The sequence below is a fragment of the Bradyrhizobium sp. HKCCYLS1011 genome (assembly GCF_051167795.1).
In the GTDB taxonomy this organism is placed as follows: domain Bacteria; phylum Pseudomonadota; class Alphaproteobacteria; order Rhizobiales; family Xanthobacteraceae; genus Bradyrhizobium.
In genome coordinates this window covers 198,502-211,636 of the sequence record NZ_JBNPTT010000005.1, presented here as the reverse complement: position 1 = coordinate 211,636, position 13,135 = coordinate 198,502, and the positions used below count along the sequence as shown (strand labels likewise).

Sequence of the window (13,135 nt, the reverse complement as noted above, 5' to 3'; positions counted from 1 at the left end):
TAGGGCTTCCCGTTGCTTTCGTGGTTTCTCGGTTAGCCCATCGGCTTCACGAGCCAGATCGACTTCAGGCGGAACACCGCATCGATCGATCCGAGGGTGTGACCGGCTCCGAGGATCAGCTTGTCCTGATCGAACTCACCGGCGATGTAGGCGACGGCTTCCACGTCGGCGGCGGTCGCATCGACCGGCTCGGCGAGGATCGCATCCGGCACTTCAGAGCCATCCGAAGCGGCCTTGACCGACTTCAGATACTTCGCGTCCGCCGTGACCTGACCCAGCACGGTCGCCTCGGCCAGAACGCCAGCACCCGCCTTGATCGTCACTTTGCGGGCGCGCGTATGACCGAGCGCCCAAACGTTCGGAAGGAAAGACCCTTCCTCGACAAACTTCGCCACTTCGGCCTCTCCTTACTTGCCAGACACGAGGCTCATGGCCCCGAGAATTGCGTTTGCGGCGGCCTCATCGCCCTTGGGCTGGTCCGCGCTGCCGGTGGTTGGCTTGACCTTCGCGTTAACGTCGGTGTCAGCCGCCACGTCCTGCGCGCGCTCGGTGCGCTTGGCCTTTTCTGCGGCAATGATCATCGCCGAGAACTCATGGGCCGAGGAGCCCGTTTCGATAGCCTTCTGCGCATGCGACTCGTAGCCCGGCAGAGTGAGGCCCATGATGTCGGAGACACGCTTGCGCTCGACAGCAACCGGGTCGGTGGCGACGGCTGCGGCGGCTTCCGCTTCGGCCTTCGCCTTGGCTTCGGCGTCAGCCTTCGCCTTGGCGTCGAACTCGGCCTGCATCTCGGCGCGAATCTTCGCCTCGAAGGCCGCCTTCTCTTCGTCAGTCATTGCAGTAGCTCCATTTTGGCCTTCAGCGGCCGGGTTGATTCCGAAGGTCGCCTTCGGGCTATCACCGCGAGCCAAGCTCGCGAGAACCTGTTCGAACGTTGCGATGCCATCGGCCATTCCAGCCTCGACGGCCGCCTGACCGATCAGCACATCGCCTTGGCCGAAGCGTTCGAGCGCATGCGCGACACTCACACCGCGAAAGCCGGCCACGGTCTCGACGAACACAGCGGCCATCGCATCAACGCGCGCTTGGATGCGGTCGCGGCCTTCCTTCGTGTTGAGATCGACACGCTTGTAGGGAGATTGAGACGACACGAACTCGATGGTCTTGATGCCGCGCGCCTTGTCTTGAGCGGACGTGTCGCGATAGCCGGCGACGACACCCATCGAACCAAGAGCGGCGGTCGGGCCGATGATGAACTCGTCGGCTGCGGTGCCGATCCAGAAGGCAGCGGAGGCCGCCTGATCGCCCGCATACGAGACGATGGGCTTCCGACCGCGCACGTCCCTGATCGCGCTGGCAAGCTCCGCAACGCCAGCGGCCTCGCCGCCGGGAGAGTGGATGTTGAGCAGGATCGCGCGGACCGACGAGTTGTCCATCGCGGTCTGAAGATCGCGACGAATGGTCTCGTATGCGGTCGCGCCGCAGAACGTGGTCATGAGGTTCGCGCGCTTGAACAGCGGACCGGCGACGTCGATGACCGCCACGCCGTCGCGATAGGTGGCCTTCTCGGCGCGAGCCAATTCCTGCGCCCGGTATGCTTCGAGCATCTGCGGATCGATGCGATCCTCGCGTGCGGCGATCTCCATGACCTGACGCAGCGCGCTCTCGTCCATCGCCCAATCGGCAGTGAGCGCGGCGTCGAAAATCAGCGGGTTGCGAACGTTGACGGTCATTGCTTCTTCTCGGGCTTCTTGGCGGGAGTGCCCGCCGGGTCTGCGGGTTGGGGCGACACGTCTTCCTTGACCTGAGAGCCCATCCCGGCCGGCGCGAGGATTTCAGGTTCGAGCTTCCCGGCGGCACGAGCGGCGTGCTCACGGACGCGCTGCGCGGTGATCTGCTCGAAGTCACCGCCGCTGCGCTCGATGATCACTTCTTCGATGGTGCGAGCGCCGAGGTTCACTGCTTCACTCTCGGCCTTCCACTCCTTGAGCGGGTCGAGGATGATGCGCGACGGGCCGATCCACTGCGCTCCGAGCCATGCAGCACGGCGCACCGGGTCGCTGAAGAAGCCAGGAGCGGAGATTAGGCCAGCGTTGATCGCATCGACCATGAACCACTCATAGACCGGCGCGCAGAAGTTCCGGACAAGCCAGATGCGGCGGTCGCGGAAGAACTGCGCCGCGATTTCCAGGGCCGCACGCGACGCGCTGTAGCTCGCCGTGAAGTGCATCATGAGCAGTTCAAACGGTATCGAGAGCGCGACGCCGATCTGACGCACGACCGATTGAAAGAACGGATCGAAGTTGGACGTGTTGGCGGGCTGCGCCGTCTGAATCTCTTCGTTGGTCCCGATGTCAACAATGGTCCCAGGTCCCATCGCAACTTCGTTCGGGCCAAAGCCGTAATGGCCGGGCAACGCCGAAGCAAATCCGTCCTCGCCGGTCTCTGTCTTCAGGAAGACCGTGAAGAACGACGACACGACGGCCTTCATCAACTCGGCCTCGCTGTAGCGGTCGAGTTGCTTCAGAATTTCAATCACCGGGGCAAGAGCCGGGATGCCACGGTTCTGCTCGGGGCGCATCCGATCGAAGACGTGCAAGACCATCTGCTCGCCCGACTTAGCGCCATACGCCGGAATTTCCTCGAAGATCGGAAACGTATTCAGAATCCAGTTGCCCGGATGCTCATTCAGAACGATGTAGCTGATCGGTGCGCCATCCTCATCGATCCTGACGCCGTCGCGGATCATGAAGTCGCCGGCCAACTGTGGCGGAGTAGCTACGCGATCGGCCTCGATAATATTCAGTGCGAGTGGCGCAACGGCATGCCGTAGCTTGGACGTGCGTCGCAGAATGAACGCATCGCCCGACTCAAACTTGGTGTTGAAGACCAGGCTCTGAAGCTCATAGAAGTTCTGCCGCATCGTGACATCGCATGCCTTTGACGATGCCCAAAGATCGAACAGCGTTTCGGCCTTGCGCTCCCACTCTTCTGCAGCCTTCTCGGCCATCCCGAGAAGCTTGGCATTCAGTTTGGCGCGGAGCCGCAGGCCGGTGCCGACGACGTTGATCTGCGAGGTCTGCCGCGCACCGGCAGCGATGGGATTGTTGCGGACAAGGTCACGCGACCGGCTGCGAAGCACCATCAGGTCGCCGAGCGTGTCCGCGTCGGCCGAGCCCGCATAAGGCCGCCATGACTTCAGCGCGGCGCGGTTCGACTTGGCGCCCGCATACTGCCCCATGTAGTTGAAGGATAGCCGCGCATGGAAGCGGCGCTGCGCGTAGGTTGGCGCAACGCTCGCCAAAAAGCGATCCATGAGTGTCGGGGCAATCGGCTTCACAGCGGCACCACCCGCTGCGTGCGAATGCCACCGCGCTTCTGCCGAGCGGCAGCCTTCTCAAGGCGCTGGGCGCGCTGGTCTAGTTGGCGCAGATCGCCGCGCCAAAGCTCACGATCCTTGATCGTGTAACGCTGACCATTCTGCTCGACCTGCGTGATCGAGTTGATGGTGCTCTCAAGCTGCTCTTCGACGGTCTTTGCCATGCCCCGAAGCTACGGGATATGGTATCCAGCAAAGAGAGCGTTCCGGTCGCCCTTAATGCGACTCCTACCCCGCTCCTATCTTTCAACGCCGCGACTGCGCAAGCGCCGCCGACCGCCAGTAGCGGCCGGGGGTTGTGGCGCGGGCTCTTGGCGTGCGGGTGCCGCAGGCCGTGGTGCGGCGTTGAGCGATTGCGCCGCCGCAGCACGCAAAACCGCCAAGCGTCGCTCCATGTTGATGCCGAGCGCGAGCCGGGCAGCAATGTTGTAGACGCGCAGATCGAGAGGTTCGTTCCGCGAATGGACCTTGTGCCACTCCTTGACCGTGAACCCCCTCTTGTCTGTCTTCATGATTGCCTTTTCTGCGGTCAGACCGTCGAAGTACCGCTTGTCATAGTGCTCCGCGAGCGGGAAATGGCAGTAGCCTGGGCCGGGCTCCTTCAGTTCGAGCCGCTTGTAGTGCATGTCCTTGGCCTGATCGACGCCAAGAACGAACACGGTCACGTTCTTCGCCTTGTTGACGGTGCCCTTCGCCGGCCAGATCGGCTTTCCGGGGCCGCCCATGCCCTTGATGGCGTAAATCTTGCGCGCAATGCGCGGCCTGACGTAGTCATAGACCTGTTGCGTGAAGTGACCGCCGGAGTCGATGCACGCGGACTCGACGCGCATCTCGACGCCAGCCGGATGCTTGAACGTGCGCAATAGCGCGTGATCGATCACCTCCCAAAAGCCCGGCGAGTTGGGTGCGCCATAGTGAACCTTGTAGTCGAGCGACCACGACTCGTCGTCCTGCCCCCAACCGCACCACTCGATTTCAGCGCGATCATCCTGAATATCGACCGACGCCGTGATGGCGCCGACCCCGCTCGGGAGGATCACGCTCGCATCGTACTCCTCGCGGCGTTCATAGAGCGATCCCGCGTCTGCGCGCTCGCCGCGCTCTTCCCACGTCTCAGCGAGACGCGTGTTGACCCAGGTTTTCAGTCGCTCGGGATGTTTCTTGACCAGCACGAAGTCTCGCGCCATCTCGCCGAGGGCACGCCACGGTGAGGCGATGCGGTTTAGATGGAAGCCCGCATGCCCCTTCACTTCGGGGCGCGTTGCGATCCATACGCCCTTGGCAATGGCCTTCAGCCGCTCGGCCTCGCTCCACCCGTAGTCGCAAAGTTCTCCGGTGTCTTCGTCGTTGTACTCGCAATGATAGCGCGCCTCCATCGGGTTGCCTTCCGGCCACCGGACCTGCGACCAACGAAGATGCTGCCAATGATTGCACTTCGGGCACGGCACGAAGAAGCGGCGCTGGTCGCTCTCCTCATAAGAGGACTCGATGCGCGACGCTCCCTTGATCGTTGGCGTCGAGACCAGGGCGATCTTGCGATTCCAGAACGTCGTGGTGCGCTCGATGGCGAGCGAGACCGGGTCGCCCTCCTTGCCGGCGCTCGCCTCATAGCGATCGACTTCGTCGCAGAGCAGGATGCGGATCGGGCGCGAAGCGAGCGATGCAGGCGAGTTCGCGCCGGCCATCGTGATGTGGCCGCCGGCATACTTCTTGTGAAGGATCGTGTCTTCGGAGTCGCGCGCGTGGTTTCCGAGCTTTGCCGCGAGCGCAGGCGTGTCGCGGATCATCGGCGCGAGACGATCCTTGGAGTATGCCTCGGCCATCTGCAACGTCGGTTGCAGGATGAGCATCGGGCACGGATCGAGGTGGACGTGGTAGCCGGCGACGTTGTTGATGACTTCGGTCTTTACCGTCTGCGCGGCGACCATGCAGGTCACGATCTCAATCTCGGGATCGGCGAACGCATCCATGATGCCGCGCGACGGCTCAACGCGCGCGGTAGACCACTTGCCGGGCTCGCTGGACGCTTCCGGCGAAAGCATACGGTATCCGTCCGCCCATTGGGAGACGGTTAGCTTTGGCGGCGGACTGAAGCTCTGCGCAATGATCTCGCGAACCTGGGCACGAAGGCGAGCTTCATACTCAGGATCGGTCGCGAACTCATCGACGACTGCGATTGCATCAGGCATCAGGCTTGCGCTTGTATTCGAAGCACCGCTGGCGAGCATCGGTGCGCTCGCCCCAATGGATCGACTCGGCGCGAGTGCACACGCCTACCCAATCGTCTTGTTTGTCCCATCCGGTGCACACTTCGCAGCTATTCGGAGGCCACTTCATCCATGACGGCCGGAACGGCGTTGCATCACTCGACATCGTCTTCTTCACTTTGCTCGACCGGCTCCGCATGCGGTTCTTCCGGCTCATCCGATTGCGACTTGATTTCGTTGAGGGCTTCGAGGATCAGGCGCTCGACTTCGTTCACGAGAGTCTTTGTGCCTTCGGGCGTGCCGACTTCGAGTTGAATCGCAGGCCGAATCTTGGATGGGATGCCGAGCAGGCGAGCGCGCGCGTTAGCGATCTCATTGCTCAGCACCTTGAGGACCATGTCGATCGGACGGACAAGGTCCATCTTCGTCGCGAGTTCGAGTTCCGATAGCTTCGCCTTCGCGATCTCATTGCGGAGGCGTGCTTTGTCGATCGTGATGTCGTCGCCGCCATCATTCAGCGTGGCCGCCGTCTTCGCCTTGGCCTCGCCGCGCGCGCGCGCAAGCAGCCACTTCACCACGTCAGCGGTGTCATACTCGAACTGCCGACCACGGCTGCCCTGCGACCTCACCGGCATCCCCTCCTCCGTCCACGATGAGATCGTCGGAAGCGAGTAGCCGAGAATGTCCGAAAGCTCTTGGCGGTTGACGATGCGCCCCACTAGCGCACCGGCTGCGTCTGCATCGGAGGCAGGCCAATGCTCGCGTTCCTCGACACGAGATCGCGCACGACGATGTCGATCTGCCGGTGTGTCGAGGCCACATCGCCATCGAAGTTGAGGATATGGCGGTCTGCCTTCACCTCGGCCTGGGCGCGCTCGGTGCGATGATCCTTCGGAACGAGACCGGGCCGAACGATCTCGACGACCACGCCGCCGGTGGACGCGATCCAGACGCCTTCATTGGCGTGCCGAACGTCCTCAACGACGACGCGGGTCGGATTCTCGCGCGAAAGCTTGTCGGACTCGGTGTCGATCCAAAAGTCTTCGCCCATGTAGTCCCGGCCGTAGTGCCCGCCGAGTCCCTCCATGGCGTACCGTGGCGACTTTCCGCCGATCCAGTGCGTCGGAACCTCCTTCAGGTCCCCTTCGACCATGCGCTCGATGAGGTCTTCAGGACAGCCACGATAGCTCAGATAGGCGCGCAGCATCTCCTTGAGGGCGCCAGCGACCCGGCCGCGCACGAAGCCATGGTGATCGATCAGATACCGGGCAACCGTGCTCTTTCCGGCCCCGATGAGCCCCTTGATGCCGATGATAATCATGGATGAATGCTCCCGTTGGGAACATACGGTCCCGCACCGGATACTTTCTTTCGAGGTTGTTTTGGTATCCGTTGGCCATCCGCCGGACGGATCAACCACAATTGCCAATTATCCGAGCTGAAATTCGCAAAAAGCGCGCTGCGGCAACCTGGGAACGAGCTTTTCCCGATCGGCACGTTTTGGAACAACAAGTGCCGTTTAAAAACGCAAATCTAGAAAGGAGCCGAGGTCGCGCGTCACCCGCTCCGCCGGGGCGCCTGGAAGGACCCAATTACCAATAGACGCCGCAAAACAGAACAAAATTCCTCTTAAACGTAGTTCATTAGCATAAATCGGTCGCTTCGCTATTGTTTGTCCCGTTTCGGCCGCAATTTTATTACGCGCGCAGTGCAACATGACTGCGCCCAATCGCGTCGCCTCACCCACGCCTTTCTCAATATATTCAATGACTTAGGAGCTTTGCGCTTACGCGCTTTCGCGCTTTGAGCGCCTTTCGTCGCGCTCCGTTTTGACCAGGCGCTTTCGGTCCTAACCTGTTGATTATCCTGCGCTTTCCTCGCAGTGCGCTCTTCTTATACGCAAAAACGGCCTTTCGACTGACTGCAGCCCCCCGCCTGTCCGTTTTGTCCGTTGGTACCGCTTGACCGTCCGTCGCATTGTGTGGCCAATGACGGACAAGCGGCGGGACGGTCCCGCCCCAACGGACGGAGCAAGGCAAATGGCCGTAACCGGCAAGCTCTTGAACGAATACCGAAGGCAGCGACGCAACGGCATCAAGCCGGGACTCGCTATCGGCCGCGCGCGCTATGCGCTCGAAACCGGCAACACCTCTTGCGTTGGCTATACCTCATTCATTGGCCCCGCGACCATTGGCGCGCCTTTCAAGGTAGGCGCCGATATCTGCCGTTGGATTGAGGAGCCGGCCGATTATGGTCTCCGCTTCGTTGGCACGGCCGACAAGATCGCCCCGCGCTCCGTCCGCCACACGGGATGGTTTCTTGATGACGAAGGCATGGGCGAAAAGGCGCGCGGCGTCGTGTTTCGCATGCCCTCACGCAACGGGCACGCGCTGCTAGTTGCTGGCATCGCGGACCCGTACAACGATGGTCCGGCCATTGTGTCGTTTGAGACTACAGACGACGAAATCACGGCCGCGCTTTGGGCGGACCAATTGGCGGACCGCTACGCGGAGACGGAGCGCGAGTATCAGCGCGTCACTAGCGCGCGGAATCGGTTCGATGAATTGGCGGACCAAATCAGCGGCGAGCGTAAGCAATGCCTCGCTTTGATCGCCGAACTAAAGCCCCGTATGCGTTCGTTCGGTCCGGCTACCTGCAAGGCGTTGCGCGGCGCGGTTGCTGATTTGCTCGAAAGCATCGGGCAGGCCCGGCAAGAGCGCGCGGACATTGTGCACGCGTTCGGTTCGCATGCGGCATGGGACGCCTAAGCCATGCCTAGCACGCGCTTTAACGTCACGGTCCGCCGTCTTTCCACTGGCACAGACTTTCACATTTCGCTGTTTGCAGCGGACGCGGAAAAAGCATGCGAGCGCGCAACGGACCGCGCGCGCCTCGCCTGCAAGCTGACACGCGCAAAGATTGCCGAACTACACGGCAAGAGAATTGCGGTGTTCCGCGTCGTCTCTTGCGAAGTGTCTCCCGATCAATCCCGCCCGATTTCTTGAACTAAGGACTCCACCAATGCGATTCTATGCCGCTTGCCTCGCCTCCTATAACAACGGCCGTTTGCATGGCGTTTGGGTTGATGCGTCGGACGATATCAACGAAATGCAGGATGCGATTAACGCCATGTTGCGCGCGTCCCCCTTCCCTAACGTTATGGTGACGCATCCCGAAACTGGCGAGTCCGTTCCGAGCGCGGAGGAATGGGCCATTCATGATCATGAGGGTTTCGGCAAGCTAGACGAATACGCGGGACTCGCCTCGATTGTTGAGGCTTTCAACATCAACCAAGTTGCTGAAGAGCACGGCATTCCGTTTGCCGTGTTGCGCGAGGCAATGAGCGACGCGGCAGCAGACGACGCGGACGACTTCGTATCGGACCGCTACCGGGGCAAATACGATACGTGGCGCGACTTCGCAGAGCAGTTCACGGAAGAAACGCACGACATGAAGGCGATTCCGGAGTGGCTGCAAAATCATATCGATTGGGACAGCATCGCGCGCGACTTTGAACTGTGCGGCGACTTCAGCGCTTACCGCCACGATGGCGGGGACCTTTACATTTTCTGGAACCACTAATTAGGAGCGCGGACCATGACGACGCCCAACCCGACTCCGCGCGTTGGCACCACTTACGGTGCACCCTGCGGCCGTAGCTCGGATCATTTGAGTGGCTTGGTAATCACAGACAAGGACTCCCGTTTCACCTTGCAGCGTATCCGCCTTGACAGCGGCGGCTATGACAGTGGCGGGGCTTATTGGGGACACGGACAACCGCTGTTTTGGTGGTCCGTTACGCTTATTGAGGAGGGTTGCCGGGACGAAAATGCAAGCGGCTTTATGCGTGCATCGGACCGCGACTCCGCAAAGGCGAAAATCCGCGCCTTGCATCCTGCCGCTCGCTTCTATCGGTGACGCCATGGTTGCATTCCGGATCAATGGTGCAGGTTTCAAGGGCTGCACCGTCCCCGCCAAGGAAGCCGGTTTGGTCGGCTTCTATGACGCTGGCGTCCCCTACCGTCCCGATAACGACGCGGTCCGCGCTGCTCTGCCGTTTCGCTGGCGAAAGGCGTTCGATCGTGCGGGTGGTACATGGTGGTTCAAAGGTGACAGCGCCCATGTCTGCATTCGAGACAGACACGGCAGAAACCTAACGATCGTCTACGCGCATGGCGTGAAAGGCTGAAACCATGGGACTGTCACACCGCAAGGTTTGCGAGCGCGCGCGCACGAAATGGGATGCAGCATCTAAGGCGTTCTGCGATTGGGCCATTGCGAACGGCTACGGCAACGTTCGGCGCTCGGATTTGGCGACTGCCCTAGCCAATGAGCCGGAAGGCTTGCGGCTACTATCGGCTGACAATCAAACGAGCGCGGCACTCCGGCAAGCCGAAGACGACGCGGTGTCAGCCGGTCACGCGTGGCGCGGTACGTTCGGCATGATCGTTTGGTACTCGCCTAGCGAAGTCCGAAGGTTTGCCGCAAGCCGACGCAAACACGGCTAGCACGATCCTCAATCGGCTTTACGGCGGGTAGCGCAAGCTTACCCGCCTTAAGGCGTTGGGAAGGCCACGCGGTGCGGCCTAGTCGAGAGAGTCAGCAATGCAGGTTGTTCACCTAATCAAGTGGTCACTCCGCAAGCGAGGCCAGCGGAAAGATTTGAGGCTAGCCGAATGTTTCACGTCTTACGATGACGTAAACGGCATCGGCATTCACGGCTATGACGAAGACGGCAGGCGACACACCATCGCGATTGATGCCGATACCGCGCGGCAAGTGTCCGACTTGTTCACTAGGAATTTGCGCAAATGAACGCCGCAATGAAGCATCTCGTTTGCGCGGCCATGGTTGCGCTTGCAAGCCCCGCCTATGCCGCTCCGTCCGATGATATCGGGCGGACGTTTTGCGTTTGGGGAAAGCCTGCCGTGCTGTTGTCCCGCACGGATAGCGGCCGCGCGGGATATGAGGCGCTGCTAGTCCGCCGTCCGAACGAGTCCGCGCCATTCTATATCCAAATGCGGCGCGGTCTCCCCTTGTCCGCCGCTTGCAGGATCTAGGATTGAGTTAACGACACATAGGAGAACGGCCGCGCAATCGAGACGCGGCCATTTCACTATGCGCCACGCCATGCGCGGCGATTTTTAGCAAACCAGGGAGACGCATTTTCCAGCGACTAGGCGAGGCTACGAAGGGAATCACCTCATGAGGCGCGGCCATATCCGCGCGTCGCACGGTCCGCCGCGCCGCTTTTGGCGCGCTCGGGGACGCGCGCGCGTTCACAAGCGCGTGACAAGTTGTCGCATGATCCTATTAGTTCGCGCCTTGGAGCGGGGCGGATTGCGGCGCCGCGCGCGCGGAGACCATAGGGGCAAGGCGCCAATTAGAAGCCCGTATAGGGGCCTTCCATTTCGACCATGCGAGGTAGCGGGCATGGTCGCGGGACCGCATGGCGTGCGCGCGCTGGCGCTTGGCGGGGCGCGCGCGAACTACATAAACCTGACCCCGATTTTGACCGCCGAAAAATTATTCTACACCGGATCGGTACTAATAAAATTATCCGGCACGACCTTCGGAGGTAGGTTGCCGAGAATGGGATCGGGACGAAAAATCTCTCAGGAAAAACCACTCGCGAAAAAAATTTTTTCCCCGCGCGCAATTCAGTGGGGGACCGCGAGGTCCACACCACACTCCCATAGCTCCCAACGTTTGCTGCGACAATAGGAGCGCACGCGCTCGATAGGCCAGCCGTGCATGTAGCGAATGATCGGAGCGATGGCTCCCTTCACGATGCCACCGTCCACGTCCGCCCCAGCGGTGAAATGCGGCGCGCTGATCCATAGCATGCCTGCGTTCGGGCGCAGGGGCGACAATATCGTCGTCGGGGTGGTTGTTTGCGTTTTCTGCAAAGATGTCGGTGGCACGTAGCTGCTCATCGTCGTGTATGCCCTGGCACTGCCTCGCCACCGCTGGGCGGATGGATGCGGCGAGCGTCGCCGCTGCTATCAGGACCACCCCGCAACGCCTACGCGATGGGAGGGGGGTGGGAGTCATTTCGCTCATGAGCCTTCCTCGAAGAAGGGGGTGGAGTCGAATCGCCCATTGGTCCTACCGCTTCACAGCGCGATCGAGCGCGCCGAAGAAGTGATGCTCGAAGCGGGCCGAGACGACACCGGCCACAGTGCCACGGAAGTCCCAATGCTCATTGATCGTCGCTTGGTTCTGAAGCACCGCGAGCGTTTGCAATGGCGTCCGCTTCTTCGAGGTGCGCCGGACGATGAAGACCTTTCCATCCTTGCCCTTGACCTGAAACGTCTTCCGCTTTTGGCCGTCCACGCGCTTCAACTGGCGGCGGACCACCGTATGAATCTTTGCGCTCCCGATCGAGCCGTATGGCTTGATCAGGATGCCGCCGGTGGCGAGTCGTCCGGTCGATGGGTCTCGCCGAGAGCGGATCGAGAGCGCATTGTCGGGGTGCTTCTCTTTGCCGGCGCCCATGACATGGCGCTCCATGTACTTGTCGATCGAACCGACCACGGACATGAGCCGGTTGCCGTTGGCAGGCCGGATGCGGATGCCCTGCAAAATCCACTGGCGGCGCAGGACGAATTGGGCCGGGACCTCGGCCTTCAATGCCGCCTGGGCGTCCTTGGCTGTGAATGTCAACGCCTTTGCGGTGACCGTGTTGACGGTCGATTTGCGAAGCTGGTCGAGCTGATGGAGTTCGTACCCCGAGAGATGGATTTGGAACTGGATCATGGCAACCGCCTCCGAACGTCGATCTCGATGAGGTCGGCCATCTCTTCCGGCGTCCTCGCCTTGACCGTGATGACCTCGAAGCCGAGCGCCTGAAGCTTGGCGTGGCGCCCCTTCTGGTCCTTCGAGCGACCACCCTTCGGCGTCTTCAGCTCGAAGCTAAGCAGGACGCCACCGGAGATGTAGACGCGAACGTCGGGCTCACCGGCGGTCAACCCTGTGACCTTGGCCTCCATCTGCGCGCGGCGGTTACGCTTGGCGCGGTTCATATCACCGGCGCATGTGAAGGGCAGGCCGGCGTCTTCCATCTTGTGAAGACGTGCGATGACCTCGGCCTGATAGCGCCATTCGGGGATGGTGTTGACGATGCGGGTTTCCATGCGCGAATGCTCGCGCAGATCATCGAAATCAAAGAGACCGATCCGGCAACCTTCGTTGCCTATTCTGCATCGTCGCGATAAGTAGCGACGGTTAGAAAACCAGGGGCCGTTTTTTAAAGTCCCGCCAACAGACGCACATATGAGGAATGCATGCCTTCGTTTGTAGTTAAGGTGACGCTAAAGAGCGGGGACTGGTTGCCCCCAATTACCGTTGTCTCCAAAGACGCTCAAACAGCAGAGAGCGTAGTGAGGAGCCAACTGCCCATGGTTGACGATGACGACAAGGTGGAGGCGAAGGAAGTTAAAGGCGACAAGTTCAAGGCGTATTTCGGCGCTCAAGAGGAAGACAAGGTCGTCGTCCGCGTAGACTGGAGATGGCAAGGCGACGAGCCTTCCCCAGACTAACCAGACCA

At 61.1% G+C, this 13,135-nt stretch carries 16 protein-coding genes; 6 read left to right on the top strand and 10 right to left on the bottom strand.

The features are described from left to right. Positions 1-32 precede the first annotated feature (32 nt). The 7 genes from ACQR1W_RS18020 to ACQR1W_RS17990 form a co-directional block, all read right to left on the bottom strand. The gene (locus ACQR1W_RS18020) at positions 33-395 is read right to left on the bottom strand and encodes a head decoration protein (RefSeq protein WP_316228711.1); all 363 of its coding nucleotides are present in this window, start codon (positions 393-395) and stop codon (positions 33-35) included. Positions 396-407: 12 nt separating this feature from the next. After that, complete coding sequence (locus ACQR1W_RS18015; RefSeq protein WP_434852044.1) at positions 408-1,733, bottom strand: S49 family peptidase; 1,326 nt, start codon at positions 1,731-1,733, stop codon at positions 408-410. After that, positions 1,730-3,340: a phage portal protein gene (locus tag ACQR1W_RS18010; protein ID WP_434852043.1), complete on the bottom strand. Its 1,611-nt coding sequence runs from the start codon at positions 3,338-3,340 to the stop codon at positions 1,730-1,732. Before ACQR1W_RS18010 ends, ACQR1W_RS18015 begins: the two co-directional genes overlap by 4 nt. Further along, on the bottom strand, positions 3,337-3,543 hold the full coding sequence (locus tag ACQR1W_RS18005) for a hypothetical protein (protein WP_315743116.1): 207 nt from the start codon (positions 3,541-3,543) through the stop codon (positions 3,337-3,339). The genes ACQR1W_RS18010 and ACQR1W_RS18005 overlap by 4 nt, the downstream gene beginning before the upstream one ends. A 75-nt stretch (positions 3,544-3,618) precedes the next feature. After that, a complete protein-coding gene (locus ACQR1W_RS18000; protein ID WP_434852042.1) occupies positions 3,619-5,568 on the bottom strand; it encodes a phage terminase large subunit family protein in 1,950 nt (649 codons plus the stop codon). A 173-nt stretch (positions 5,569-5,741) separates the two neighbouring features. Beyond that, entirely contained in the window at positions 5,742-6,305 is a 564-nt protein-coding gene (locus ACQR1W_RS17995; RefSeq protein WP_434852041.1) for a terminase small subunit, read from the bottom strand. Further along, positions 6,305-6,907, bottom strand: coding sequence for a deoxynucleotide monophosphate kinase (locus ACQR1W_RS17990; RefSeq protein ID WP_434852040.1), 603 nt, complete (start codon positions 6,905-6,907; stop codon positions 6,305-6,307). The genes ACQR1W_RS17995 and ACQR1W_RS17990 overlap by 1 nt, the downstream gene beginning before the upstream one ends. A 718-nt stretch (positions 6,908-7,625) precedes the next feature. Here ACQR1W_RS17990 and ACQR1W_RS17985 point away from each other — a divergent pair. Genes ACQR1W_RS17985 through ACQR1W_RS17965 form a run of 5 tightly spaced genes read left to right on the top strand, consistent with a single transcriptional unit; the run spans position 7,626 to position 9,775 of the window. Next, positions 7,626-8,354 (top strand): hypothetical protein, encoded by a 729-nt coding sequence (locus ACQR1W_RS17985; RefSeq protein WP_434852039.1) that lies wholly within the window; start codon positions 7,626-7,628, stop codon positions 8,352-8,354. Positions 8,355-8,357: 3 nt separating this feature from the next. Continuing rightward, positions 8,358-8,591: a hypothetical protein gene (locus ACQR1W_RS17980; protein WP_434852038.1), complete on the top strand. Its 234-nt coding sequence runs from the start codon at positions 8,358-8,360 to the stop codon at positions 8,589-8,591. Between the two features lie 16 nt (positions 8,592-8,607). Then, the gene (locus tag ACQR1W_RS17975) at positions 8,608-9,168 is read left to right on the top strand and encodes an antirestriction protein ArdA (RefSeq protein WP_434852037.1); all 561 of its coding nucleotides are present in this window, start codon (positions 8,608-8,610) and stop codon (positions 9,166-9,168) included. A 15-nt stretch (positions 9,169-9,183) separates the two neighbouring features. After that, on the top strand, positions 9,184-9,504 hold the full coding sequence (locus tag ACQR1W_RS17970; protein ID WP_434852036.1) for a hypothetical protein: 321 nt from the start codon (positions 9,184-9,186) through the stop codon (positions 9,502-9,504). A 4-nt stretch (positions 9,505-9,508) separates the two neighbouring features. Continuing rightward, positions 9,509-9,775, top strand: a complete 267-nt coding sequence (locus tag ACQR1W_RS17965) for a hypothetical protein (protein WP_434852035.1) — start codon at positions 9,509-9,511, stop codon at positions 9,773-9,775. Between the two features lie 1,471 nt (positions 9,776-11,246). On the opposite strand, the gene ACQR1W_RS17960 is transcribed toward ACQR1W_RS17965, so the two are convergent. The 3 genes from ACQR1W_RS17960 to ACQR1W_RS17950 all read right to left on the bottom strand — a co-directional run bounded on the left by ACQR1W_RS17960 (position 11,247) and on the right by ACQR1W_RS17950 (position 12,722). Then, positions 11,247-11,522: a hypothetical protein gene (locus tag ACQR1W_RS17960; RefSeq protein ID WP_434852034.1), complete on the bottom strand. Its 276-nt coding sequence runs from the start codon at positions 11,520-11,522 to the stop codon at positions 11,247-11,249. Positions 11,523-11,694: 172 nt separating this feature from the next. Further along, on the bottom strand, positions 11,695-12,345 hold the full coding sequence (locus ACQR1W_RS17955; protein ID WP_434852033.1) for a hypothetical protein: 651 nt from the start codon (positions 12,343-12,345) through the stop codon (positions 11,695-11,697). Then, a complete protein-coding gene (locus ACQR1W_RS17950; RefSeq protein ID WP_434852032.1) occupies positions 12,342-12,722 on the bottom strand; it encodes a hypothetical protein in 381 nt (126 codons plus the stop codon). The genes ACQR1W_RS17955 and ACQR1W_RS17950 overlap by 4 nt, the downstream gene beginning before the upstream one ends. 264 nt (positions 12,723-12,986) lie before the next feature. Between ACQR1W_RS17950 and ACQR1W_RS17945 the strand changes: the two genes are divergently transcribed. Next, positions 12,987-13,127: a hypothetical protein gene (locus tag ACQR1W_RS17945; RefSeq protein WP_434852031.1), complete on the top strand. Its 141-nt coding sequence runs from the start codon at positions 12,987-12,989 to the stop codon at positions 13,125-13,127. Positions 13,128-13,135: the final 8 nt, after the last annotated feature.